Source organism: Microbacterium sp. AC132 (genome assembly GCF_979258525.1).
Window position 1 is genome coordinate 2,982,229 of record NZ_OZ409862.1, and the last position, 25,544, is coordinate 3,007,772.

Annotated in this window: 24 protein-coding genes and 2 rRNA genes; 19 read left to right on the top strand and 7 right to left on the bottom strand. The window is 66.2% G+C overall.

Features of this window, described 5'->3' with window-relative positions; genetic code table 11:
- Positions 1-132: 132 nt before the first annotated feature.
- Positions 133-3,237, top strand: a 23S ribosomal RNA gene (locus ACZZZQ_RS14320).
- 109 nt (positions 3,238-3,346) lie between these two features.
- A 5S ribosomal RNA gene (gene rrf, locus ACZZZQ_RS14325) occupies positions 3,347-3,464 on the top strand.
- Between the two features lie 45 nt (positions 3,465-3,509).
- Here the strand turns inward: rrf and ACZZZQ_RS14330 are convergent.
- A complete protein-coding gene (locus ACZZZQ_RS14330) occupies positions 3,510-4,811 on the bottom strand; it encodes a hypothetical protein (RefSeq protein ID WP_463507808.1) in 1,302 nt (433 codons plus the stop codon).
- On the opposite strand from ACZZZQ_RS14330, the gene ACZZZQ_RS14335 reads away from it, so the two are divergent.
- The 17 genes from ACZZZQ_RS14335 (at position 4,752) to ACZZZQ_RS14415 (ending at position 21,428) form a co-directional block, all read left to right on the top strand.
- Positions 4,752-5,798, top strand: a complete 1,047-nt coding sequence (locus tag ACZZZQ_RS14335) for a hypothetical protein (protein ID WP_463507809.1) — start codon at positions 4,752-4,754, stop codon at positions 5,796-5,798. The genes ACZZZQ_RS14330 and ACZZZQ_RS14335 overlap by 60 nt on opposite strands.
- Positions 5,798-6,835, top strand: coding sequence for an HAD-IIA family hydrolase (locus ACZZZQ_RS14340; RefSeq protein WP_187249865.1), 1,038 nt, complete (start codon positions 5,798-5,800; stop codon positions 6,833-6,835). The genes ACZZZQ_RS14335 and ACZZZQ_RS14340 overlap by 1 nt, the downstream gene beginning before the upstream one ends.
- A gap of 63 nt (positions 6,836-6,898) precedes the next feature.
- A complete protein-coding gene (locus tag ACZZZQ_RS14345) occupies positions 6,899-7,075 on the top strand; it encodes a hypothetical protein (RefSeq protein ID WP_320488823.1) in 177 nt (58 codons plus the stop codon).
- Positions 7,072-7,869 carry a TlyA family RNA methyltransferase gene (locus ACZZZQ_RS14350; protein WP_463507810.1) on the top strand — a complete coding sequence of 266 codons (798 nt, stop codon included), beginning with the start codon at positions 7,072-7,074 and terminating at the stop codon, positions 7,867-7,869. Before ACZZZQ_RS14345 ends, ACZZZQ_RS14350 begins: the two co-directional genes overlap by 4 nt.
- Entirely contained in the window at positions 7,866-8,780 is a 915-nt protein-coding gene (locus tag ACZZZQ_RS14355; protein ID WP_053096854.1) for an NAD kinase, read from the top strand. Before ACZZZQ_RS14350 ends, ACZZZQ_RS14355 begins: the two co-directional genes overlap by 4 nt.
- A complete protein-coding gene (gene recN / locus ACZZZQ_RS14360; protein ID WP_463507811.1) occupies positions 8,777-10,468 on the top strand; it encodes a DNA repair protein RecN in 1,692 nt (563 codons plus the stop codon). Before ACZZZQ_RS14355 ends, recN begins: the two co-directional genes overlap by 4 nt.
- A 17-nt stretch (positions 10,469-10,485) precedes the next feature.
- Positions 10,486-12,204 (top strand): CTP synthase, encoded by a 1,719-nt coding sequence (locus ACZZZQ_RS14365; protein WP_053096852.1) that lies wholly within the window; start codon positions 10,486-10,488, stop codon positions 12,202-12,204.
- Between the two features lie 14 nt (positions 12,205-12,218).
- Positions 12,219-12,797 (top strand): NUDIX domain-containing protein, encoded by a 579-nt coding sequence (locus tag ACZZZQ_RS14370; protein ID WP_463507812.1) that lies wholly within the window; start codon positions 12,219-12,221, stop codon positions 12,795-12,797.
- Positions 12,798-12,799: 2 nt separating this feature from the next.
- Positions 12,800-13,702 carry a site-specific tyrosine recombinase XerD gene (xerD, locus tag ACZZZQ_RS14375; RefSeq protein WP_463507813.1) on the top strand — a complete coding sequence of 301 codons (903 nt, stop codon included), beginning with the start codon at positions 12,800-12,802 and terminating at the stop codon, positions 13,700-13,702.
- 156 nt (positions 13,703-13,858) lie between these two features.
- Positions 13,859-14,692: a ParA family protein gene (locus tag ACZZZQ_RS14380; protein ID WP_053099169.1), complete on the top strand. Its 834-nt coding sequence runs from the start codon at positions 13,859-13,861 to the stop codon at positions 14,690-14,692.
- Positions 14,693-14,783: 91 nt separating this feature from the next.
- Positions 14,784-15,602: a segregation and condensation protein A gene (locus ACZZZQ_RS14385; RefSeq protein WP_295105834.1), complete on the top strand. Its 819-nt coding sequence runs from the start codon at positions 14,784-14,786 to the stop codon at positions 15,600-15,602.
- On the top strand, positions 15,592-16,194 hold the full coding sequence (scpB, locus tag ACZZZQ_RS14390; RefSeq protein WP_463507814.1) for an SMC-Scp complex subunit ScpB: 603 nt from the start codon (positions 15,592-15,594) through the stop codon (positions 16,192-16,194). Before ACZZZQ_RS14385 ends, scpB begins: the two co-directional genes overlap by 11 nt.
- A 76-nt stretch (positions 16,195-16,270) precedes the next feature.
- Positions 16,271-17,059, top strand: a complete 789-nt coding sequence (locus tag ACZZZQ_RS14395) for a pseudouridine synthase (RefSeq protein WP_056278993.1) — start codon at positions 16,271-16,273, stop codon at positions 17,057-17,059.
- Complete coding sequence (locus ACZZZQ_RS14400) at positions 17,056-18,201, top strand: prephenate dehydrogenase (RefSeq protein ID WP_083569352.1); 1,146 nt, start codon at positions 17,056-17,058, stop codon at positions 18,199-18,201. The genes ACZZZQ_RS14395 and ACZZZQ_RS14400 overlap by 4 nt, the downstream gene beginning before the upstream one ends.
- On the top strand, positions 18,194-18,868 hold the full coding sequence (gene cmk / locus ACZZZQ_RS14405; RefSeq protein WP_400341217.1) for a (d)CMP kinase: 675 nt from the start codon (positions 18,194-18,196) through the stop codon (positions 18,866-18,868). The genes ACZZZQ_RS14400 and cmk overlap by 8 nt, the downstream gene beginning before the upstream one ends.
- Entirely contained in the window at positions 18,861-20,381 is a 1,521-nt protein-coding gene (gene der / locus ACZZZQ_RS14410; RefSeq protein WP_053096842.1) for a ribosome biogenesis GTPase Der, read from the top strand. The genes cmk and der overlap by 8 nt, the downstream gene beginning before the upstream one ends.
- 108 nt (positions 20,382-20,489) lie before the next feature.
- Positions 20,490-21,428, top strand: a complete 939-nt coding sequence (locus ACZZZQ_RS14415) for an NUDIX hydrolase (RefSeq protein WP_285363371.1) — start codon at positions 20,490-20,492, stop codon at positions 21,426-21,428.
- Positions 21,429-21,627: 199 nt separating this feature from the next.
- Here ACZZZQ_RS14415 and ACZZZQ_RS14420 read toward each other — a convergent pair whose 3' ends face one another.
- From ACZZZQ_RS14420 to ACZZZQ_RS14445, 6 genes are read right to left on the bottom strand one after another with little or no spacing between them, the layout of a single operon-like run.
- Complete coding sequence (locus tag ACZZZQ_RS14420) at positions 21,628-23,082, bottom strand: HNH endonuclease signature motif containing protein (RefSeq protein WP_463507815.1); 1,455 nt, start codon at positions 23,080-23,082, stop codon at positions 21,628-21,630.
- A 38-nt stretch (positions 23,083-23,120) separates the two neighbouring features.
- A complete protein-coding gene (locus ACZZZQ_RS14425) occupies positions 23,121-23,507 on the bottom strand; it encodes an RNA-binding S4 domain-containing protein (protein ID WP_463507816.1) in 387 nt (128 codons plus the stop codon).
- On the bottom strand, positions 23,507-24,175 hold the full coding sequence (locus ACZZZQ_RS14430; RefSeq protein ID WP_463507817.1) for a lysoplasmalogenase family protein: 669 nt from the start codon (positions 24,173-24,175) through the stop codon (positions 23,507-23,509). Before ACZZZQ_RS14430 ends, ACZZZQ_RS14425 begins: the two co-directional genes overlap by 1 nt.
- Before the next feature lie 40 nt (positions 24,176-24,215).
- Complete coding sequence (locus ACZZZQ_RS14435; RefSeq protein WP_053096834.1) at positions 24,216-24,671, bottom strand: hypothetical protein; 456 nt, start codon at positions 24,669-24,671, stop codon at positions 24,216-24,218.
- Between the two features lie 20 nt (positions 24,672-24,691).
- Complete coding sequence (locus ACZZZQ_RS14440) at positions 24,692-24,889, bottom strand: helix-hairpin-helix domain-containing protein (RefSeq protein ID WP_372984965.1); 198 nt, start codon at positions 24,887-24,889, stop codon at positions 24,692-24,694.
- A complete protein-coding gene (locus ACZZZQ_RS14445) occupies positions 24,886-25,470 on the bottom strand; it encodes a GNAT family N-acetyltransferase (protein ID WP_463507818.1) in 585 nt (194 codons plus the stop codon). The genes ACZZZQ_RS14440 and ACZZZQ_RS14445 overlap by 4 nt, the downstream gene beginning before the upstream one ends.
- Positions 25,471-25,544 lie beyond the last annotated feature (74 nt).

The window sequence follows — 25,544 nt, forward strand, 5'->3', positions numbered from 1 at the left end:
GAGAACTACACAGTGGACGCGAGCATCTTGCAGCCGGCTTCGGTCGGTTGCACAAGATGATCTTAAAGATCATTAGTCAATTTCATGCCAGGCCTTTGGGTCTGGTGTCGATTCTGATTCAAACTCATGTGATTTCAAGTCTTTAAGAGCAAACGGTGGATGCCTTGGCATCTGGAGCCGAAGAAGGACGTAGCAATCTGCGATAAGCCTCGGGGAACTGATAAGCAAGTTTTGATCCGAGGGTGTCCGAATGGGGAAACCCCGCTGGGCGGCGTGCCGACCTAGTGACTCCCGCCTGAATATATAGGGCGGGTAGAGGGAACGTGGGGAAGTGAAACATCTCAGTACCCACAGGAAGAGAAAGCAACCGCGATTCCGTTAGTAGTGGCGAGCGAAACCGGAACAGGCTAAACCTAGCGTGTGTGATAGCCGGCAGGCGTTGCACGTTGGGGGTTGTGGGACTTTTCAGTCATCTCTGCCGAGATGGCGGCGTTACACGATGGTATAGACGAACGGTCTTGAAAGGCCGGTCATAGAGGGTGCCAACCCCGTAGTCGAAATGCCAACCGTGGCGCGAAGAGTATCCCAAGTAGCACGGGGCCCGTGAAATCCCGTGTGAATCTGTCAGGACCACCTGATAAGCCTAAATACTCCCAGATGACCGATAGCGGACAAGTACCGTGAGGGAAAGGTGAAAAGTACCCCGGGAGGGGAGTGAAATAGTACCTGAAACCGTTTGCTTACAAACCGTTGGAGCAGCCTTAGTAGCTGTGACAGCGTGCCTTTTGAAGAATGAGCCTGCGAGTTAGCGATATGTGGCGAGGTTAACCCGTTGAGGGGTAGCCGTAGCGAAAGCGAGTCTGAATAGGGCGATTCAGTCGCATGTCCTAGACCCGAAGCGAAGTGATCTATCCATGGCCAGGTTGAAGCGACGGTAAGACGTCGTGGAGGACCGAACCCACTTAGGTTGAAAACTGAGGGGATGAGCTGTGGATAGGGGTGAAAGGCCAATCAAACTTCGTGATAGCTGGTTCTCTCCGAAATGCATTTAGGTGCAGCGTTGCGTGTTTCTTGCCGGAGGTAGAGCTACTGGATGGCCGATGGGCCCTACAAGGTTACTGACGTCAGCCAAACTCCGAATGCCGGTAAGTGAGAGCGCAGCAGTGAGACTGTGGGGGATAAGCTTCATAGTCGAGAGGGAAACAACCCAGACCACCAACTAAGGTCCCAAAGCGCGTGCTAAGTGGGAAAGGATGTGGAGTTGCCTTGACAACCAGGAGGTTGGCTTAGAAGCAGCCACCCTTGAAAGAGTGCGTAATAGCTCACTGGTCAAGTGATTCCGCGCCGACAATGTAACGGGGCTCAAGCACGCCACCGAAGTTGTGGCATTGACATTATTGGTAGGCCTTCGTGGTCCAGCCGTGTTGATGGGTAGGAGAGCGTCGTGTGGCCAGCGAAGCGGCGGTGTAAACCAGCCGTGGAGGCTACACGAGTGAGAATGCAGGCATGAGTAGCGAAAGACGTGTGAGAAACACGTCCTCCGAAAGACCAAGGGTTCCAGGGTCAAGCTAATCTTCCCTGGGTAAGTCGGGACCTAAGGCGAGGCCGACAGGCGTAGTCGATGGACAACGGGTTGATATTCCCGTACCGGCGAAGAACCGCCCAAGCTAATCCAGTAGTGCTAAGTGTCTGAATCCCAATGACTGATCCCTTCGGGGTGACGCGTTGGGCCTAGCGCACGACCCCATTCTGGTGCGGTTAGCGTATTAACAGGTGTGACGCAGGAAGGTAGTCCAAGCCAGGCGATGGTTGTCCTGGTGCAAGTGCGTAGGCCGAGAGATAGGCAAATCCGTCTCTCATATAGGCTGAGACACGATGCGGATAAAAAGTGGATGATCCTATGCTGCCAAGAAAAGCATCGACGCGAGGTTCTAGCCGCCCGTACCCCAAACCGACTCAGGTGGTCAGGTAGAGAATACCAAGGAGATCGAGAGAATCGTGGTTAAGGAACTCGGCAAAATGCCCCCGTAACTTCGGGAGAAGGGGGGCCTTCGACGTATTAGGACTTGCTCCGAAAGCGTTTGGAGGCCGCAGAGACTAGTGGGTAGCGACTGTTTACTAAAAACACAGGTCCGTGCCAAGTCGCAAGACGATGTATACGGACTGACGCCTGCCCGGTGCTGGAAGGTTAAGAGGACCGGTTAGCCGCAAGGCGAAGCTGAGAATTTAAGCCCCAGTAAACGGCGGTGGTAACTATAACCATCCTAAGGTAGCGAAATTCCTTGTCGGGTAAGTTCCGACCTGCACGAATGGCGTAACGACTTCCCAACTGTCTCAACCGCGAACTCGGCGAAATTGCATTACGAGTAAAGATGCTCGTTACGCGCAGCAGGACGGAAAGACCCCGTGACCTTTACTACAGCTTGGTATTGGTGTTCGGTGTGGCTTGTGTAGGATAGGTGGGAGACTGTGAAGCATGGACGCCAGTTCATGTGGAGTCATTGTTGAAATACCACTCTGGTCACTCTGGATATCTAACTTCGAACCGTAATCCGGTTCAGGGACAGTGCCTGGTGGGTAGTTTAACTGGGGCGGTTGCCTCCCAAAAAGTAACGGAGGCGCCCAAAGGTTCCCTCAACCTGGTTGGCAATCAGGTGTCGAGTGTAAGTGCACAAGGGAGCTTGACTGTGAGACTGACAGGTCGAGCAGGGACGAAAGTCGGGACTAGTGATCCGGCAGTGGCTTGTGGAAGCGCTGTCGCTCAACGGATAAAAGGTACCTCGGGGATAACAGGCTGATCTTGCCCAAGAGTCCATATCGACGGCATGGTTTGGCACCTCGATGTCGGCTCGTCGCATCCTGGGGCTGGAGTAGGTCCCAAGGGTTGGGCTGTTCGCCCATTAAAGCGGTACGCGAGCTGGGTTTAGAACGTCGTGAGACAGTTCGGTCCCTATCCGCTGCGCGCGTAGGAAATTTGAGAGGATCTGACCCTAGTACGAGAGGACCGGGTTGGACGAACCTCTGGTGTGTCAGTTGTTCCGCCAGGAGCACCGCTGATTAGCTACGTTCGGGATGGATAACCGCTGAAAGCATCTAAGCGGGAAGCCGGCCTCAAGATGAGATTTCCATACCTTCGGGTGAGAGGCTCCCAGCCAGACTACTGGGTTGATAGGCCAGATGTGGAAGTGCAGTAATGCATGCAGCTGACTGGTACTAATAAGCCGATGACTTGATAACACACCGTTTGTTGGTGCTACGCGTCCACTGAGTGGTTCTCGATGTACGGTCGAGAACCCTAGAGACAACAATGATTTGTCTATAGGTTTGATTGAAACATCAATAGTGTTTCGGCGGCCATAGCGTGAGGGAAACGCCCGGTTTACATTCCGAACCCGGAAGCTAAGCCTCACAGCGCCGATGGTACTGCAGGGGGGACCCTGTGGGAGAGTAGGACACCGCCGGACTTCTTTTAAGCAAATGGCCACCCATCGTTGGGTGGCCATTTTGCGTTAACAACATCTAGAACAGGGAGCATCATGCCGGAAGAGGAAGAGCGCCGTCCGCGTCGCAACGACGACCAGGGATCGCGCAGTAACCGACCTTCCGGAGGACGCTCGGAACAGAATCGCAGCAGCGGTCCGCGTCACGACGACGCACCCCGCCGCGAGGGCGGTTACAGTCGTGACGGAGGAGCCCCCCGTTCTGGTGGGTACAACCGCGACAACCGCGATGGTGGCGCTCCCCGTTCCGGCGGCTACAGCCGCGATGGTGGTGCCCCCCGTTCTGGTGGGTACAACCGCGATAACCGTGATGGTGGCGCTTCTCGTTCGGGCGGCTACAACCGCGACAACCGTGATGGTGGCGCTCCCCGTTCGGGCGGCTATAACCGCGATGGTGGTGCCCCGCGCACTGGCGGTTATAACCGCGATGGTGGTGCCCCGCGCACTGGCGGTTATAACCGCGATGGTGGTGCCCCGCGCACTGGCGGTTACAACCGCGACGGTGGGGCTCCCCGTTCGGGTGGGTACAACCGTGACAGCCGTGATGGTGGCGCTCCGCGTTCTGGTGGGTACAACCGCGACAATCGCGATGGTGGTGCTCCTCGCACTGGTGGGTACAACCGTGACAGCCGTGACGGTGGTGCTCCTCGCACTGGTGGGTACAACCGTGACAGCCGTGATGGTGGCGCTCCTCGCACTGGTGGGTACAACCGCGACAGCCGTGATGGTGGCGCTCCCCGCACTGGTGGGTACAACCGCGACAATCGTGATGGTGGCGCACCTCGTACCGGTGGGTACAACCGCGACAATCGTGATGGTGGCGCACCTCGTACCGGTGGGTACAACCGCGACAATCGTGATGGTGGCGCTCCCCGTACCGGTGGGTACAACCGCGACAATCGTGATGGTGGCGCTCCCCGTACCGGTGGCTACAACCGTGACGGTGGCGCACCTCGTACCGGTGGGTACAACCGTGACGGTGGCGCTCCCCGTACCGGTGGGTACAACCGCGACAGTCGCGACGGTGGTTCTCCGCGTTCGGGTGGCTACAACCGCGACAACCGTGATGGTGGTTCTCCGCGTTCGGGTGGCTACAACCGCGACAACCGTGATGGTGGCGCCCCCCGTACCGGCGGCTACAACCGTGACAGCCGTGACGGTGGTGCTCCCCGCACGGGTGGCTACAACCGCGATGACCGCGCGCCGCGGCAGGACCGCGACTCGTCGCGCTCGTACCCGCAGCGTGGGGGAGTGGACCGTGAGCGTCCGGTGCAGGCAGCGGGCGATCGTCCTCGCTTCAACGACCCGCACATCCCCGATGACGTCACGGCCCGCGACCTGCACACGTCGGCGCGCAATGAGCTGAAGACCCTGAGCAAGGAGAACGCCGACCTCGTCGCTCGTCACCTCGCGATGGCGTCGCGTCTCATCGACGAGGATCCCGCTCTCGCACATGAGCACGCTCTCGCAGCATCCCGCCGTGCCGGCCGCATCGCGATCGTCCGCGAGACCCTCGGGATCACCGCCTATGCGACCGAGGACTTCGCTCTTGCGCTGCGTGAGCTGCGCACGTACCGCCGCATCTCCGGCAAGGACGATCAGATCGCCCTGATGGTCGACAGCGAGCGGGGCATCGGCCGCCCCGACCGTGCGCTCGAGACCGGTCGCGCTGTCGACCGGACCGCTCTGACCACGCCCGTCCGTGTCTCGCTGGCGATCGCCATGTCGGGTGCACGTCTGGATCAGGGCGACCTCGATCTCGCGCTCGGCGAACTCGAGATCCCTGAGCTCGACCCCGACCGCGCATTCGAGTGGAGCCCCGCGCTCTTCGCTGCGCGCGCCGCCGTGCTCGAGGACCTGGGGCGCACCGACGAGGCAGAGTTCTGGGCGCATCGCGCCGAGGTCGCTGCGGAAGCGCTGGGCGTCGACGAAGCCGGTGATGAGGAGATCATCATCGAAGACGGTCTCATCGAAGGTGACTTCGATGACGACCATGCTGAAGACGGCCGGTCCGACTCTGGGTCTGACGACTCTGAGTCCGACGATTCTGAGTCCGACGACTCGGAATCCGACGATTCTGGCTCTGACGATTCTGAGTCCGACCTGGAGCCCGCCGAGTCCGACGAGACCATCGCGGCTGCAGGTGCTGAAGAGGCGGACACCGAGTCCGATATCGAGTCGGAACCGTCGATCGACGACGAGGTGCGTGAGCTTCTCGGCGAGGACGAGGACGAGGACGGCGACCTCGCCGACACCGACGCGAAGCGCACAGCATCCGAGCCCTCTGAGGAGGCGTAGTGGGGCTGTTCTCCAAGAAGCCCGCGCTGCGCACGCCGCTCGACGGTGTCGACGCCGTGCTCGCTGACCTGGATGGCGTCGTCTATGCGGGCCCTGGCGCGCTGCCCTACGCGGTGGAGAGCCTCAACGCGGCCGGTGAGACCGCGAGACTCGGTTACATCACGAACAACGCGTCGCGCACCGACGCGTCGGTCGCCGAGCACCTCAGCAGCCTGGGTCTCGACGTCGCCCCGGCTGATGTCATCACCAGCCCGCAGGCCGCCATGCGGCTGCTCGCCGGGATCGTGCCCCCTCCGGCGACGTTGCTGATCGTCGGGGGAGCCGGGCTCGTGGACGAGGCCGAGAAGGCCGGTTACACGGTGACTCGCAGTGCTGAGGATGCTCCGGATGCGGTCGTGCAGGGCTTCGCCCCTGAGGTCGCCTGGACGGACCTGGCAGAAGCGGCATTCGCCCTGAAGCTCCCCGAAGATGAGGGCGGCATCCCGTGGATCGCCACCAACACCGATTGGACGATCCCGCGCGAACGCGGCGTCGCCCCGGGCAACGGGACGCTCGTGTCCGCCGTGCACACGGCGATCGGCCGGCTCGCGACAGTCGCAGGCAAACCGGAGACTCCGATCTTCGAGGAGGCCACGTCGCGCTTCGGCGCGACGAAGCCGCTGTTCATCGGCGACCGTCTCGACACCGACATTCTCGGGGCGGTCAGGGCGGGTATCGACTCCGCGCTGGTGCTCACGGGCATCGACCGGCCGAAGCACGTGCTCGCGGCACCGGAAGGATCCCGTCCGACGTACATCCTGAGCGATCTGCGGGAACTGCACCAGCCGTACCCGGAGGTCACGTCCAAGGACGGCGTCTATTCGGTCAACGGCGCGTCTGTGCGCGTCAGCGGTGCGGATGTCGAGATCATCGCCGAGGGCGAGGCGCAGATCGATCTGCTGCGCGCCGGGGCAGCCGCGATCTGGGCTTCCGGGACACCGGTGTTCGTGCTTCGCGTCCCTGAGCGCCTCTACGACGACCCCTTCCACCGGCCCTGACGGGCAGTCGGGCCCTCGCCGTGGCTCCGCCGACGTGTCGGCCCTGCCGCGTACAGTAGAAGCGTGAGCGAAGAGACGACGGACGCACCGACCGATGGTCTGTGGAGTCGCCTGCGCCTGATCGAGGGGCAGCCTCTCGCTGCCAGAGCAGACGCGTACTCCGGGCTGCATGACGAGCTGTCCCGCCGCCTCGACAGCGGCGCGAGACTCGATCAGCGCGATGCGCCGGGCGCCCGATGACGCGACTTGACGCTGCCCTCGCCGCGCGAGGACTCGCCCGCTCACGCACCCACGCCGCAACCCTGATCGCTGACGGTCTGGTGAGCATCGACGGCCGACCGGTCGTGAAGGCGTCGACGCCTGTCAGCGATGAGGCCGAGATCTCCGTCGCGGGTGCCGACCACTATGTCGGTCGCGGCGCGCACAAGCTGGTCGCCGCGCTCGACGGCTTCGGCATCTCTGCCGAAGGGCGCCTGGCGCTCGACATGGGCGCCTCCACCGGTGGCTTCACCCAGGTGCTGCGTGAGCGCGGAGCGCGCCGTGTGCTGGCCGTCGACGTCGGACACGATCAGATGGCCGCTGCCGTGGCATCCGATCCCGGTGTGGTGCGCGTCGAGGGGTACAACGTCCGATACATGACCCCAGAGAACCTGAGGGACGTGACCGGGGAGGACGCAGCCCCCGACCTCATCGTGGGCGACCTCTCGTTCATCTCGCTCGAGCATGTCCTGCCGGCCGTCGCGAGCGTGGCAGCGGCGGGATCCGACATCGTGCTGCTGGTCAAACCCCAGTTCGAGGTCGGTCGAACGGCCGTGCGCGGGGGACTGGTGACAGATCCCGCCACGCGCGCCGACGCCGTCGCGCGGACGGCGTGGAGCGCTTGGGACGCGGGGCTCGGCATGCTCGGCATCCTGTCCTCCCCGATTCTCGGGACCCGCGGGAACACGGAATACCTTCTGCACCTCGCACCGGGCCGCGGCAGTGATCCGTCAGAATGGTCGGACCGCATCAACGAACTGACAGGGAGACGATGAACGAGCGCAACATCCTGGTCGTCGCCCATGCCGGCAGGGAAGACACGGTCGAAGCGGCCCTCCGCGTGGTCGATGCGCTGCGTGGCGCGGGGGCGCGCCCCGTGCTCGCCGCCGACGACAGCCTCGACCTGCGTGCCGTCGATGCCCGCTTCGCGGATGTCGACGTGCTCGGCGAGACGGTGCAGCAGGAGCAGCTCGAGCTCGCGATCGTCCTGGGCGGCGACGGCACGATCCTGCGAGCCGCCGAGCTGGTGCGCGGCTGCGCGGCTCCCGTGCTCGGGATCAACATGGGCCACGTCGGATTCCTCGCGGAGATCGATCGTGACGACATGGATGCCGCCATGCGCCGCGTCATCGACCGCGACTACGAGGTCGAAGAGCGTCTCGCGCTGTCGGTCCGGGTCAAGGACGTCGACGGCGAGGTGGTCTACGAGACGTTCGCCCTCAACGAGGCGACGGTCGAGAAGGCGAGTCGGGAGCGCATGATCGAGGTCGTGCTCGAGATCGACGGACGCCCCCTCTCGAGCTTCGGATGCGACGGAATGGTCGTGTCCACTCCGACCGGGTCCACGGCCTACAACTTCTCCGCGGGCGGTCCGGTCATCTGGCCGAGCGTCGAAGCCATCGCGGTGGTGCCGCTCTCGGCGCACGCCCTCTTCGCCAAGCCGCTGGTGGTCAGCCCCGATGCCGCCGTGGCCATCGAGATGCTCGAAGGCACGTCCGGCGCTGGCATCCTCTGGTGCGACGGGCGACGGTCTCACGACCTGCCGCCGGGGGCCCGAGTCGTCGTGCGGCGATCATCGCGCCCCGTGCGCCTCGCGCGTCTGCACCCGACCGCGTTCACCGATCGTCTGGTGCGCAAGTTCCAGTTGCCGGTCGCGGGATGGCGCGGGCAGGGGGCAGCCTCATGATCGAGGAGATGCGGATGCAGGGACTCGGCGTGATCGCCGACGCCGTGCTGCCTCTCGGGCCCGGATTCACCGCGATCACAGGTGAGACCGGTGCCGGCAAGACGATGGTCGTGACCGGCCTCGGCCTGCTGCTCGGTCAGCGCGCCGATTCCGGAGCGGTGCGTGCCGGTGCCACCCAGGCCTCGGTCGCGGGCGTGTGGATCGTCCCCGAGACCGGCGACGTCGCGGACATCGTGGCAGACGCCGGGGGCGAGCTGGAACCCGCCGGTTCCGGTGCCGCAGAGCTGTACGTCTCACGCACGCTGAGCGCCGAGGGACGCAGCCGTGCGAGCGTCGGAGGACGCGCGGCGCCGGCGGGTGTGCTGTCGGCCCTGGCCGAGGAGCTGGTCGTCGTGCACGGTCAGTCCGAGCAGCTCAGGCTGCGCTCTGCCGCTGCGCAGCGCGATGCGCTCGATCGCTTCGGAGGAGCGCCGATCGCCCGGGCGCTCGACGCCTACGCATCGTCGTTCACCCGGTGGCGCGAGCTGGATTCCGAGATCGCGGACATCACCGAGAACCGTGATCGCCGAGCCGACGAGGCCTCCCGGCTTCGGGAGGCACTTGCTCTCATCGAGGCTGCCGCCCCGGAACCGGGCGAGGACGTCGAGCTGTCGGCACGGGCCGAGCGCCTGGCGAACGCCGAGGAGCTGCGCCTCGCGGCCTCGCTCGCCCACGGCGCGCTCTCGAACGAAGAGGGCGAGCCCGACGCATCCGCATTGATCGCCGAGGCGCGTCGCGCGCTCGAACGGGTCTCCGACGCCGCGCTCACCGAGATATCCGCAGGCCTCGCCGACATCGGCTACCGGATCGCCGACATCGCCGGACAGCTCTCCGCCTACCTCGCCGATCTCGACGAATCGGGACCGCACGAGCTCGCGGCTGTCGAAGAACGGCGCGCGGCACTGAGCACGCTCATCCGTGCGCACGGTTCGCTGGACGAGGCGCTCGAGCTGTGGCAGACCGGATCGACCCGGCTCGCCGAACTCGAAGACGACGGCGAGCGGCTCGCACGCCTCGAGGCCGAACGGGACGCCGCTCGCGCTGAGCTGGATTCCCGGGCCGAGACACTGACCGCGAAGCGCACCGCAGCCGCAGCACGACTGGGCGTCGCCGTGAGCGATGAGCTGCACGAGCTCGCCATGCCGGACGCGACTCTCGAGGTCGCGGTCACGCCCGGGGCGGAGAGCGCTCACGGCCGCGACGACGTCGCCATCCTGCTCGCGCCCCACCCCGGTGCCGAACCCCGCTCCGTCTCGAAGGGGGCATCCGGCGGTGAGCTGTCGCGCGTGATGCTCGCCATCGAGGTCGTGATCGCCGGCACCGACCCCGTGCCGACCTTCGTCTTCGACGAGGTCGATGCCGGCATCGGCGGTGCGGCGGCGATCGAGGTCGGCCGACGACTCGCCCGACTCGCAGAGAAGTCGCAGGTGATCGCCGTGACCCATCTGGCTCAGGTCGCCGCGTTCGCCAACAACCACCTCTCCGTCGTGAAATCCCACGACGGAGCAGTCACCGCATCGAGTGTCCGCCGTCTCGAAGGCCAGGAGCGCGAGGCCGAGATGGCCCGACTGCTGTCCGGATTGACCGATTCGGATGCCGCGATCACCCACGCCCGAGAACTTCTCAGCCTCGGCGCCCTCACCTCCTGATAGGATCGAAGCCCGTGATGAACTCTTCTTCTGCGGGGCCCAAGAACGACACGACCAAGCACATCTTTGTGACGGGTGGTGTCGTTTCGTCTTTGGGTAAGGGGCTCACTGCCGCAAGCCTCGGCAACCTCCTCACCGCACGCGGACTCCGCGTCGTGATGCAGAAGCTCGACCCGTATCTCAACGTCGATCCGGGCACGATGAACCCGTTCCAGCACGGTGAGGTGTTCGTCACGGATGACGGTGCCGAGACCGACCTCGACATCGGCCACTACGAGCGCTTCCTCGACATCAACCTGTCGCAGGCGGCGAACGTCACGACCGGTCAGATCTACTCACAGGTCATCGCCCGCGAGCGTCGCGGCGAGTACCTCGGCGACACCGTGCAGGTCATCCCGCACATCACCGATGAGATCAAGCGCCGCATGCGTCTGCAGGCGACCGAGGATCCTCGCCCCGACGTGATCATCACCGAGGTCGGCGGAACGGTCGGCGACATCGAGTCGCAGCCGTTCCTCGAGGCCGCTCGTCAGCTGCGTCACGAGCTCGGACGCGACAGCGTGTTCTTCGTGCACGTCTCGCTGGTTCCGTTCATGGGCGCATCCGGTGAGCAGAAGACGAAGCCGACCCAGCACTCGGTGGCGGCCCTCCGTCAGGTCGGCATCCAGCCCGATGCCCTCGTGCTCCGCAGCGACCGGCCTGTGAGCGAGAGCAACCGCAACAAGATCGCACTCATGTGCGACGTCGACGCCGAGGGCGTCATCAACACGGTCGATCTGCCGAGCATCTACGACATCCCTTCGACGCTCAACGACCAGGGGCTCGACTCGTACATCGTGCGCCGCCTCGGACTCGACCAGAAGGCTGCCGACGAGGTGGACTGGTCGCGCTGGAGCAAGGTCCTCCACGCCGTGCACAACCCGAAGCACGAGGTCACCATCGGCCTGGTCGGCAAGTACATCGACCTGCCGGACGCCTACCTCTCGGTGACCGAAGCGCTGAAGGCCGGCGGTTTCGCACAGGAGACCAAGGTCAACATCCGCTGGATCCCGTCGGACCGCTGCGAGACCCCCGAGGGCGCGCGCGAGCAGCTCGCCGCACTCGACGGCATCTGCGTTCCCGGTGGCTTCGGCATCCGTGGGATCGAGGGCAAGCTCGGTGCGCTGAAGTTCGCGCGCGAGCAGGGTATTCCGACCCTCGGCCTGTGCCTCGGCCTCCAGTGCATGGTCATCGAATACGCCCGTGATGTCGCCGGCATCGAGGGCGCGTCGTCGAGCGAGTTCGACCCCGAGACGACCGAGCCGGTCATCGCCACGATGGCGGAGCAGATCGAGATCCTCGACGGTGGAGACCTGGGTGGCACGATGCGGCTCGGCCTCTACAAGGCGGCGCTGGCGGAGGGCTCCCTGGCGAGCGAGCTGTACGGCGGCCCCGAGGCGTCGGAGCGTCACCGCCACCGCTACGAGGTCAACAACGCCTACCGTGCGCGTCTCTCCGAGGCCGGTCTGGTCTTCTCGGGTCTCAACCCCGAGCTCGACCTGGTCGAGTACGTCGAGCTCCCGCGGGACGTCCACCCGTACTACATCGCCACCCAGGCGCACCCGGAGCTCCGCTCGCGCCCGACCGACCCCCACCCGCTGTTCCGTGGCCTGGTCGGGGCTGCGATCGAGCGTCACCGCTCGAGCGAGCTCTTCGACGTCGAGGCCGATGCCGAGTTCGGCGAAGCAGTCGCCTGAGCGTGGCGAAGCCCATGTCTGAGTTCGATGAGCTGAGAGACGAGCCCTTCCAGCCGGAGGTTCTGCAGAGTGACCTCGTCTACGAGGGTGCCGTCTGGAATGTGCGCGACGACCGTGTGCGTTACGGCGACGGGGAGATCCGCCGTCAGTATGTCGCGCACACCGGCGCCGTAGCGATCCTCGCGCTCGATGACCAGGGTCGCGTACTGCTGATCCAGCAGTACCGGCACCCGATCCGTCACCGCGACTGGGAGCTGCCGGCAGGTCTGCTCGACATGCCGGGGGAGGAGCCCCTCGCGGCAGCTCAGCGCGAGCTGGCGGAGGAGGCCGATCTCGTCGCCGCGCACTGGGAGCCGCTCGTATCGTCGTGGACGACCCCGGGTGGCAACGACGAGGTCATCCACGTCTTCCTCGCGAGTGGTGTGTCGACGGCGAACGAAGCGCACGCGCGCGTGGACGAAGAGGCTGACATCCGCGTGGAGTGGGTGCCGCTCGATGCCGCGGTCGACGCGGTGCTCGATGGGCGGATGCGCAACGGCATCCTCAGCATCGGCGTCCTCGCGGCCGCGCAGAGGCTGCGCGACCGGAGCTGAGCATGCAGCTCGACCGAGCGTTGGACACGTATCTGCGCCACGTCACGATCGAGCGCGGCCTCAGCGAGCACACCATCTCGGCGTATCGACGCGACCTCGACACGTATCTGGAGTGGCTCGTGTCCGAGGGGGTGACGGACACCGCTGAGATCAGCGCTACGGTCGTCGGACGCTTCATCGCCGATCGCTCCGGGGCCGATCCGGCTCCTGCGGCGACGAGCCTCGCCCGTCTGCAGTCGTCGGTGCGCGGATGGCACCGGTTCCTGGCGCGTGAAGGGATCGAACCGGATGACCCGAGCGGCCGTCTCCGTCCGCCCAAGGCCCCGCGGCGTCTGCCGAAGGCCCTGACGATCGACCAGGTCGAGAGCCTCCTCGGCGCCCCCAGCGCGGAGGACCCTCTGGGCATCCGTGACCGGGCCCTGCTCGAGCTGCTCTACGCGACCGGCGCTCGTGTGTCGGAGGCCGTCGGGCTCGACGTCGACGACCTCGCTCATGGCGATGTCCTGCGCCTCCGCGGCAAGGGGTCGAAGGAACGTATCGTGCCGATCGGCTCGTTCGCCCGCGCAGCGGTGGACGCGTACCTCACCCGGGTCCGTCCCGGGCTCGCAGTGAAGGGTCGGGCGTCGGCGCGGCTGTTCCTCGGCGCGCGCGGTGCGCCCCTGTCACGCCAGAGCGCCTGGCTGGTCATCCGCGCGGCCGCGGAGAACGCGCACATCACCGCCGAGGTCTCACCGCACACGCTGCGGCACTCGTTCGCCACGCACCTGCTGCAGGGCGGCGCAGACGTGCGCGTCGTGCAGGAGCTGCTCGGACACGCCTCGGTCGCCACGACCCAGATCTACACGCACGTGTCTGTCGACACGCTGCGCGACATCTACGCGACGTCGCACCCTCGCGCCCGGTGACCCGAGCTGCGGCCAAAACGCGGGATCGCCGCGGCCGAGGCGTGGAACCCTCCGGGCGATCGGTAGACTCGATCAAGCACGAAACGAGCAGGAGAATCGGTGGCTGAGAACGCGGCGAAGTCCAGGGCGAAGACGTCGAAGACCGACGACACCCCCATGGGACCCACCGGGCGTCCCTATCACGGCTTCGCGACCCCTGCTCCTCTCGCCTCGCATGGTCCGGCCCGCATCATCGCCCTCTGCAATCAGAAGGGCGGCGTCGGCAAGACCACGACCTCGATCAACCTCGCCGCGGCCCTCGCCGAATATGGCCGGAAGGTCCTCGCGGTCGACTTCGACCCGCAGGGCGCACTGTCGGCAGGTCTCGGCATTCAGACGCACGATGTGCCGACGATCTACGATCTGCTGCTCGACACCAAGCGCGACGCACATGATGCGATCGTGCACTCGGGTGTCGAAGGCCTCGACGTCATGCCGGCGAACATCGACCTGTCGGCCGCTGAGGTGCACCTCGTGAACGAGGTCGCCCGCGAGACGATCCTCGCCCGTGTCCTCCGCCAGGTCGCGGGGGAGTACGACGTCATCCTCATCGACTGCCAGCCCTCGCTCGGTCTGCTGACGGTCAACGCGCTGACCGCCGCTCACGGCGTCATCATCCCGCTCGAGTGCGAGTTCTTCGCGCTTCGCGGTGTGGCGCTGCTGATCGAGACGATCGACAAGGTGCGCGACCGGCTGAACCCGTCGATCACCATGGACGGCCTCCTCGCCACCATGTACGACCCGCGCACCCTGCACTCGCGTGAGGTTCTCGAGCGTGTGGTCGAGGCGTTCGGGGACGACGTCCTGGAGACCGTGATCGGTCGAACCGTCAAGTTCCCCGATGCATCGGTGTCCGGTGTGCCGATCACCGAGTTCGCTCCGGAGCACGCTGCCGCGCAGGCGTACCTGCGACTGGCGCGGGAGCTGGTCGCCCGTGGCGCTGTCGCCTGAGCTCGAGCCGCCAGACACCCCGGCTCAGTCCGTCTCGCCTCAGTCCGTCTCGCCCGTTCAGTCCGTCTCGCCCGTTCAGTCCGTCGCGGACATCGGCTCAGACATCGCTGACACCGCACTGCCGGCGGATCCCGGGTTCCGCGTCTCCCTGTCGAACTTCGACGGCCCGTTCGACCTTCTGCTGAACCTCATCTCGAAGCACGAGATGGACATCACCGAGGTGTCGCTGAGCGCCGTCACCAACGAGTTCATCGCTTACCTCAAGGAGCTCGACGACGACGAGGAGCTCGATCAGGCGTCCGAGTTCCTGGTGGTCGCAGCGACGCTGCTCGACATGAAGGTGGCGGGACTGCTGCCTCAGGGCGAGCTGGTGGATGCCGAAGCCGTCGCTCTCCTCGAAGCACGTGACCTCCTCTTCGCGCGACTCCTGCAGTACCGCGCCTTCAAAGAGGTCTCGGCGTGGTTCGCCCGATGCCTGCAGCGCGAGGACCGTCGGCACGTGCGTGCTGTCCGGCTGGATGAGAAGCACAGGCGAAAGACCCCCGAGCTCGTGTGGTCGCTCAGCGCGGATGACTTCGCCGCGCTCGCGCTTCTCGCGTTCGCGCCGAAGGAGATCCCGCATGTCGGCCTCGATCACCTGCACGCTCCGCTCGTCAGCATCCGCGAACAGGCCGCGATCGTGGTCACTCTGCTGCGCGCGGCGGAGTCCGTGAGCTTCCGCGAGCTGGTCGCGGGTGTGAGCGAGCCCGGGATCGTGGTCGCGCGGTTCATCTCTGTGCTGGAGCTCTACCGGCACGCCGCACTCTCCTTCGAGCAACTGGAACCGCTCGGCGAGCTCACGCTGCGCTGGGCAGCCGACTCCTGGTCGGACGAGACACTGGCATCCCTGGGAGCCGACTATGACCGATGACACCGTTGACGCAGTGACCGAGCCGGCCGTGCGTGACACGCCCCTCTCCGAGCGCATCGAGGCGATCCTGCTGATCATCGACGAGCCGATCGGACTCGTCGCTCTCGCCGCTGCCGTCGGATCACCGGTCGCGGCCGTCCGACAGACGATCGAGACCCTGGTCGAGGATTACGACGGCAAGGGTCACGGACCGCGACGGGGTTTCGAGCTGCGTGAGGTCGGCGGGGGCTGGCGCCTGTACGTCCGCGAGGATCACGACGACGTCGTCGCGGAGTTCGTCGGGGGACAAGCGCCGGCACGACTCTCGCAGGCGGCGCTCGAGACGCTCGCGGTGATCGCCTACAAGCAGCCCGTCACGCGCAGCCAGGTGGCGTCGATCCGCGCGGTGAACGTCGACTCCGTCGTACGGACGCTCCTCGCACGAGGTCTCATCACCGAGCTGTTCGCGGACTCCGAGACCGGCGCCATCAACTACGGCACGACCGACGCGCTGCTGCAGCACCTGGGCATCAACTCGCTCGACGAGCTGCCCCCCATCTCTCCTCTGCTCGACGACGGCGCGGACGGCTTCGACGAAGGGACCATCCGATGATCTCGGTCGTCCTGACGGCGGCGACCGGCCGCAACGGCGCGACGCGCAGAATCAGTTTCAACGAAGGGACCATCCGATGAGCGGCTTCGAGACACCAGAGGGCATCCGCCTGCAGAAGGTGCTGTCGGCGGCGGGCGTGGCCTCGCGACGCGTGATCGAGCAGTACATCGTCGAAGGGCGCATCCGTGTCAACGGCGTGACCGTCACCGAGCTCGGCCGTCGCGTCGACCCGGAGACCGATCTCATCGATGTGGACGGCACCGCTGTTCAGCTCGACGTGTCGAAGCGCTATGTGATGCTGAACAAGCCCACCGGGGTCGTCAGCAGCATGCGAGACGAGAACGATCGCCCCGATCTGCGCCGGTTCACCGAGGACTACGAGGAGCGGCTGTACAACGTCGGGCGGCTCGACGCGGAGACCAGCGGGCTGCTCGTGCTGACCAACGACGGAGACCTCGCTCACGTGCTCGCTCACCCGTCGTTCGGGGTGACCAAGGTCTACATCGCCAAGGTCGAAGGCGAAGTGACCGCGCAGACGATCTCGAAGCTCACCCGGGGCATCGAGCTCGACGACGGTCCGATCGCGGCAGACAAGGCGAGGCTGCTCGACACCTCTCGCGGGTCGAGTCTCGTCGAGCTGACACTGCACTCCGGGCGCAATCGCATCGTCCGACGGATGCTGGCAGCGGTCGGCCACCCGGTGACCGAACTCGTGCGCCGCCAGTTCGGCCCGCTGCACCTGGGAACCCTCCCGGTTGGGAAGACGCGCGAACTGACTAAAATCGAACTCGGCGCACTCTTGACTCTGTCGCGCCGTGATTCCGGTGTCGCCGAGGCGCCAGGCGAGCAACAGGAGAACGAGTGACCGATACGACGAGTGCGCCCACGGGGGCTCGGAGTTCTGTCGCGCCACGAATCGCGGCGAGACTCTCGGGAACCGTTCGCGTCGTCGGCGCCGGGCTGCTCGGCGCGAGCATCGGACATGCCCTTCGTGCGAAGGGTGTCGACGTGGTGCTCGCCGACACCTCGCCCGCCCAGCTGCGTCTCGCGATCGACTACGGGGCGGGCCGCTCGGCCGCCGAGGACGATTCGCCGGTGCTGGTCGTGGTCGCAGTGCCGCCTGACGTCACCGCGGATGTCATCGAGTCGGAGCTGAGTCGTTTCCCTCACGCTGTCGTCACCGATGTGGCGAGCGTCAAGCTCGAGCCCCTGCACAGTCTGCAGCACCGTGGCGTCGACCTCACCCGCTACATCGGCTCGCACCCCCTCGCCGGACGCGAGCGCGGCGGAGCGATCTCTGCGCGCGCCGACCTCTTCGTGGGCCGCCCCTGGGTGGTGTGCCGGGATGCCGACACGACCGCCACCGATCTCGCGCTCGTCGAAGCGCTCGCCCTCGATGTCGGAGCGATGCCGCTCGAGATGACTCCCGAGGAGCACGACCGCTCGGTCGCTCTCACCTCCCACGTTCCTCAGGTCGTCGCGAGCCTGCTCGCCGGCCGTCTCGCCACCGCCGACGAGGGTGCGCTGCGCCTCTCCGGCCAGGGCGTCCGCGACACGACGCGTATCGCGGCATCTGCACCCGAACTCTGGGTGCAGATCCTCGGAGCGAACGCCGGGCCCGTGGTCGAGATCCTCGACGCTCTGGCATCCGATCTCCGCGAGGTGTCGGACGCTCTGCGCGCGCCCGAGGCCCCCGGGGCTCGGCGTGTGGTCGCCGAGACGATCCGGCAGGGCAACGACGGCGTCGAACGTCTTCCCGGAAAGCACGGGCAGAACCAGCGATTCGAGTCCCTGGTCGTGATGGTCGACGACACCGCCGGCCAGCTCGGTCGACTGTTCGGCGAACTCGGAGAGCTCGGCGTCAACGTCGAGGACCTCCGTCTCGAGCACTCGCCGGGCGCGCAGTTCGGCCTGGCCGAGATCAGCGTCGACCCTGCTGCGCTGCACGGGGCGATCACCGGACTTCAGGAACGCGGCTGGCGGATTGCAGGTACCACCAATGACTGATTTCATCGCGATCGACGGGCCCGCCGGCTCCGGCAAGTCCAGCGTGTCCAAGGCGGTCGCTCGGGCTCTGGGCTTCGGCTACCTCGACACCGGCTCCGCGTACCGCGCTCTCGCCTGGCATGTGCTGGATCGAGGCGCCGACACGGCGGATGCCGCGGCGGTGCTCGACGCCGTCTCCGACTTCCCCGTGCGCCTCGGCCTCGACCCCGACGATCGCACCGTGCTCGTCGGAGAGGTCGACGTCACGGACGCGATCCGCGAACCATCGGTCTCGAGCGCGGTGAGCGGCGTCGCCCGTGTGCCCGAGGTGCGGAACCAGGTCAATCGTCTCTTCCGCACCCTCGTCGCCGAGGCGCCGTACCCGGCGGTCGTCGTCGAAGGGCGGGACATCACCACCGTGGTGGCTCCCGACGCCCCGGTGCGCATCCTCCTCACGGCTGCGCCCGAGGTGCGCGCCGCACGACGTGCCGGCGAGCTCGCCGGCGAGAACGCCGAGGCCGTCGCGGCCGCACTGCACAAGCGCGACGCATCAGACAGCGCCGTCGTCGACTTCCTGAACGCCGCAGACGGCGTCGAGGTCGTCGATTCGACGGAGCTCGATTTCACACAGACCATCGACGCCGTCCTCGCGGTGATCGAACGAATCCGAGGAGTACACCATGGCTGACGACGAATACGAAGGCGGCCCCGACCAGCTCGCCGAGAAGATGGAGTCGCTCGACGAGCAGCTCGCCGAGGCGCGCGCCGAGACCCTGCGCGCAGGCCTCGCCGACTACGACCTGGACGATGAAGATGCCGCCCTTCTCGCCGGCATCACGATGGGCGAGGACGGGATCCAGTTCTTCCCGGCCCTGCCGGTCGTCGCGATCGTCGGTCGACCGAACGTCGGCAAGTCGGCTCTCGTTAACCGCATCCTCGGCCGTCGTGAGGCAGTCGTCGAGGACACCCCCGGCGTGACCCGCGACCGCGTGACGTACAAGGCCGAGTGGGCCGACCGTCGCTTCTCGCTCGTCGACACGGGCGGCTGGGAGCCCGACGCCCGCGGCATCGACCGCTCGGTCGCCGCGCAGGCGGAGGTCGCGATCGACCTCGCCGACATCGTGCTGTTCGTCGTCGACGCCATGGTCGGCGCCACGTCGACCGATGAGCACGTCGTGAAGCTGCTGCGCAAGAGCGGCAAGCCGGTCTTCCTCGTCGCCAACAAGATCGACGACGCTCGTCAGGAGCCTGAGGCTGCGGCTCTCTGGAACCTCGGCCTCGGCGAGCCCTACCCGGTGTCGGCGATCCACGGTCGTGGCGTCGCCGATCTGCTCGACCAGCTGCTGAAGAAGCTGCCGGATGTCTCCGCGGTCGCGAAGGCCGAGATCGGCGGGCCGCGGCGCGTCGCGATCCTCGGTCGCCCGAACGTCGGCAAGTCCTCGCTGCTCAACAAGGCGGCCGGCGAAGAGCGCGTGGTCGTGAACGACCTCGCGGGAACCACCCGTGACCCGGTCGATGAGATCGTCGAGCTCGGTGGCAAGCTCTGGCGCCTCGTCGACACCGCCGGCATCCGCCGCCGGGTGCACATGGCGCAGGGTGCTGACTTCTACGCGTCGCTGCGCACGTCCGCTGCTCTCGAGAAGGCGGAGGTCGCGGTCGTCGTCCTCGATGTGTCCGAGACGATCAGCGAGCAGGACGTCCGCATCATCGATCTCGTGCTCGAGTCGGGCCGCTCTCTCGTGCTGGCATTCAACAAGTGGGATCGTCTGAACGATGACGACCTCGAGAACGCCGATCGACGTCGGTACCTCGAGCGTGAGATCGAGCAGGACCTGGCGCACGTCGCCTGGGCGCCCCGAGTGAACATCTCGGCCAAGACCGGTCGTCACCTCGACAAGCTCGTGCCGGCGCTCGAGACGGCGTTGGAGAACTGGGACCGTCGCATCCCGACGGGCAAGTTCAACGCCTTCCTCGCAGAGCTCGTCGCCGAGCACCCGCACCCGCTGCGTGGCGGAAAGCAGCCGCGCATCCTGTTCGGCACGCAGGCATCGACGCGTCCGCCGACGTTCGTGCTGTTCACGACGGGATTCCTCGACCCGGGCTACCGCCGCTTCATTCAGCGTCGTCTGCGCGAGCTCTACGAATTCGACGGAACTCCGATCGTCATCAACATGAGGGTCCGCGAGAAGCGCCAGCGCTGATCGCACCCGATTCGACAGCTGTGCCCGCGCGATTCCGCGCGGGCACAGCTGTTCCCGCGTATGACCCGGGCGGATGCCGACAGCCGGATGCTGTGACAGGCTGAAGGGGTGACTGTCGTACCTCCCGCCGCAGGTGAACCCCGCCGCCCAGATGGGCCGCGAAACCCGGGCGACGCCTGGGTGATCGCCCCCTCGGGGGAGAAGTACTGGGGGCGCTTCGGCGCGGCTGGACTGCTCGCCGTCGATCCGGAACGCGGGATCCTTCTTCAGCACCGGGTGTCCTGGTCGCACTTCGGTGGGACATGGGGGTTGCCTGGCGGCGCCATGCACGAGGGCGAGAGCGCGATCGTGGGCGCAGTGCGCGAGGCGCAGGAAGAGGCCGGGGTTCCGGATGCGGCCGTGCGACCCCGGTTCACCAGCGTGCTCGATCTGGACGTGTGGTCGTACACGACCGTCATCGCCGATGTGGTGCGTCCGTTCGACCCCGTGATCAGTGACCCCGAGAGCGTGGCTCTCGAGTGGGTGCCCGTCGATGAGGTGGACGCACGGCCGTTGCACCCCGGTTTCGGTAGCGCCTGGCCCGCTCTGCGCACCCTGCTCGATGTGCGCCTGTCGCTCGTCGTCGACGCCGCCAACGTGGTCGGCTCTGTGCCGAACGGATGGTGGAGAGATCGTGCCGGTGCGACGGCTCGTCTTGCCTCGCGCCTCGACGGACTCGCTGCGCCCGCGGCCGACCTCGGGGTCGGGGGAGCGACCTGGTTCCCGGAGATCGCTCTCGTCGTCGAAGGGCAGGCGCGCGGGATTGTGACTCCGTCGTCGGACGCCGATGCGGAGGTGCCCGAGCTGCTTCCCGCAGGTGGCGTCTCGATCGTCCGCGCCGAGGGGGCCGGAGACGACGCGATTGTGGCCGAGGTGGAACGTCGAACGCGTGCCGGGCAGCATGTCGTGGTCATCTCGAGCGACCGCGAGCTGCAGAACCGCGTCGACGCAGCGGGCGCGGCGCAAGTGCGCTCGGCGGGCTGGCTGTTGAGCGTGCTCCCGCAATAGTCGGGGCCGCTTTCGTCTCAGTGCGTGCTCCGCTTTCGTCTCAGCGCGCGCTCCGCTTCGTCTTGGCTGTGCGCCCCCTCGTCCGACCGTGGCTGCGCTCAGCCTGAGGGGTGTTGCGCTCAGCGTGACGCGTGTTGCGCTCAGCGTGAATGCTGCGCTCAGCGTGAGGATGCTGCGCTCAGCGTGACGTGTGATGCGCTCAGACGAACATCACTCTTCGTCGCGGTGGGTCGACATACTCGCGGCCGAGCGGACTCGTCCACGTGAGCGACCCGTCAGAAGTCTGGCGCGCCGTCCACCGATGCCGCTCGTCGATGTCCGGATGCTTGAGCGAGTGGTGCGTCGTGCAGAAGTGGCTGAGATTGTCGACGCGCGTGCGTCCACCACGGGCGTGGTCGTGGTTGTGGTCGATCTCGCAACGATGCACCGGCATCCTGCATCCGGGAAATCTGCAGTGCTGATCGCGTGCTCTGAGGAACCGCCGCATCTGCTCTGTCGGGGAGTAGGAGTCGGTCTCCGTGACCAGTCCCTGCGCGTCGAGGAACAGACGTGCCCACCCGGTGCGATGTCCTGCGAGTCCCCGCGCGACGTCGGGATCGAGCGGCCCGTGTCCGTCGAGTTCAGCGGGACGATCGTCCTCCCCGGCGAGAGTGCTTGCAGCGACGGTGACCTGGATGCGGGCGGAGATGTTCTCCAGCCCTGTGACTGTCGCTTCGCTCGGATCGGCAGTGAGGAGCAGGTCAGCCAGCACATCGGCGCGCATCTGGTCGAATGTGCGAGTGTCGCCGGAGAGGTGCTCGATGTCAGGGCTGGAGGGGTCAACCATCGGGTCGATCAGTCCGGCAAGCGGGTCGGTGACGAACGTGCCGTCGGCGGTGATCACCCCTGTGTCGAAGTAGGACTCGCATCGGGGATCGTCGGGCGAGAGGTCGTCGAGGTAGAGCGACCCCTCCGGTTTGTCCAGCGGCTCCAGGATAGGCTCCCGCTCGTTGCGGGTGCGAGTGATGTGCCGGGCCATCTGCGTGAGCCGATCGGAGATCGCCACTGCGACCCACTCCGGCAGGATCGCCGTGAGGGCCGCAAGCCCGTCGCCGACGGAATTTACGGTGACACACCGTTCCGCGGCCGCTCGGCGATGCTGCTCGACGACGGTCTCGCCGACGAGAGCTGCCGCCACCTGACGTGCATGGGTCTTCGTTCTCGGTGCCGTGTCGTTCTCAGCGACCACCAGAACAGCAGCCTCGTAGAGGCTCATCGTCTCGGCGTCCACCCGCCCATCGCGGATGGCGTCGTCGACGATCTCGCTCGCACGCACGATCTCACGGACATGACGCACGCTGATCGACCCGACAGAGAAGGCGGCCTGCACGGCCGGGAGCGTGCGCGTCAATGTGCGTGCATCGGTGAAGGCGTACTCGACCGAACCTTTCGGGATGTGACCGGCCGCGGAGTACTCTGCGACCATCGAGCGGTAGATCGCCTCGCGATGGTGCGGGCTCTCCGAGACGTCGCTGTCGTGCATGCCGATCCGCTCGACCAGCAGCGCGTAGGACTCGGCCTCGAGCGCAGCGATCTGGCGGCGCGTGGCGACCCATTCGTCGAGCAGGCGGCAGCGCTCCTCGAGATCGAGGTCGAAGTCGGTACGCCGGGTCATAGGTCCACATTAGAACCTATGTTCGACAGCATCCAGGCTTAACCCCGGAATATGCCGTCATCCTCGTATCCTCGCCCGCGCAGCTTGTCGATGTCGCGACGCTCACGCTTCGTCGGTCGCCCCGCCCCCCGATCACGCAGTCCGAGAGCCGCCTGCGGTTCGCGCTCCGGTGTGCGGTCCTCATATGCCAGCGCAGCGAGAGGGGCACCGACGCGCTTGACGAGCAGCTGACGCACGATGAGAACCCGATCGAATCCGGCGATCCGGATGCGCAGTTCGTCGCCGACGCGGATGTGCTGAGCAGCCTTCACTTTGTCGCCGTTCACGCGCACATGCCCCGCACGGCATGCAGTGGTCGCGGCCGAGCGCGTCTTGTAGACGCGGATCGCCCAGAGCCAGCTGTCGACCCGTGCTGCATCCGCCATCAGATGTCTCGCTTTCTCAGTGCGATCAGGGTGCCGGCGATGATCAGACCCTGCCCGAGCGTGTAGGTGGCCATGATGGCGGGGCTGCTCCAGTCCGGCAGGGAACCGGGCAGGAAGAGCCGAAGAGCCAAGAGAGTGTCGCTGGCGAGGAAGAAGGCGCCGCCGATCGACACGAGCCCAGAGCATCGAGTGGCGGTGGCCGCTGTGCTCGCGAGGACGAGACCGTAGACAGCCACCGCGATCAGCAGCCCACCGGCGTGCGGACCGATGAACACCAGCATCGCCACCCACCACGCGGCGTAGACGAGCGCCCACCACGGCATCCGCCGCGCGGCGAGATGGCGGATGAAGAGCGCGATGTATGCCAGATGCGCGATGCCGAAGAACAGGAGCATCAGAGGCACTTCTGGCGCCGCGGGGAAGAATACCCCTGCGCTGTCGCCGAGCCACGAGAACAGGAGCGCCGCGATGGTCAACGCCAGCGCGGAGCGCTCCGCGGCGCGACCCACCGACACGAACACGGGCACGGCGAGCAAAGGCATGAGCAGGAGCTTCGTCGGGCCGGCTGCGGGGCTGCCGACGCTCAGCAGCGCCACGTGCGTCGCCGATGCCGCCGCATAGGGCAGAAAGGCCCAGAGAAGCGGGTCGGATGGACGGCGTCGCTGCATCTCACCATCGTAGGGCGGGATCGAACGCGGTCAGCCTCGCTCAGGATTCGACCGTGACCTGGGTGATCTGACCGTCGGCACCGAGGTGCACGGCGGGCCAGTAGCCCTCAGGGAAGTGCTGGCCGCAGGTGTCGATGAAATGGAGCACGACCGTGCCATCGGACGAGGCTTCGAGCGTCTCGAGGGTGAGGTCGGTCGCCGCGTCGTCGAGCTCGTGCTGCTCCGGGGCCGCATTGCTGAAGGCGGCGACGACCGCATCCGTCGCCAGTCGTCGCAGCACGCCGAGGGCGGCTATGGTCTGATGCACATGGGGGAGCAGTGCGGCAGCCTCATCGGCATCGGTGCCTTCGATCATGAGATCGAGAGGGGCGCCGGCGACGACCGTGCCGCCTGCATACCAGTCATGGGTCAGTACCGTTCCGTCGGACAGCTCGGTCGTGGCGCGCGTGAGGGTGCCCAGTTCGGGATCTTCGATGGTCGGGTTCTCGTCGCTCATGTCACCACGCTAGCGCTCGCTCACGGCCCGAGAGTCGAGCCGCGGGACTCGAGCTGCTCGCGCAGGATGCGAATGGCCTTCGGCCCGACTCCGTGGATGGCGAGCAGCGCCGCCTCGGACGCGCCGTCGAATCGGTCGAGACGCGTGAACCCGTGGAGCGCGAGCCCTCGTCGTGCGACCTTGCCCATGGACGCCGGTAGGTCCGTCTCTTCGTTCATGACGACAGATCCAGTGCGACCAGGGTTCGGCCCGGCTTCATCTCCGCGCGTTCTTCGAATCCCGCCGCCAGGAACGTGGCGAGCGTGCCGTGGAACAGATCGTTGGTGCGCTTCTTCTCGCCACGGGTGTCGACGGGGTACCCCTCGACCAGTCTGGCGCCGGAGCCTCGAGCGAGATCGACGGCGGCGCGCAGCAGCTCGAGGGTGATGCCCGAGCCGCGGTGTTCGCGACGGACCACGAAACATGTCACGGCCCATACGGACTCGTCATCGAAGGGTTCGGTTGATGCCGCCGCGATCATGCGCGTGCGCGGCACCCGCTGCTGCAGGGTTCGCGGACCGATCCTGATCCACCCCGCGGCCTCGCCGTCGATGTATGCGATCAGACCAGGTGGAGGGCCCGCCTGGATCTCATCGTGCAACATCTCTGTGCGTTGCGGCGTGGTGGTCTCATTCCACTCCTTGTTGCTCAGCATCGGCCAGATGCACTGGCAGCTGGCACCGTCGCCGCAGCCCGTCAGCGCATGCTGAACGTCATCCCATCGGGCGCTGGTCGCCACCTCGGTCGTGATCGTCACCATGGATGCGACCGTACGCCGGGCCTCCGACACCCCGCAACGCCCGGCGCTCACCCGGTTCGCGGAGATCCATCGAG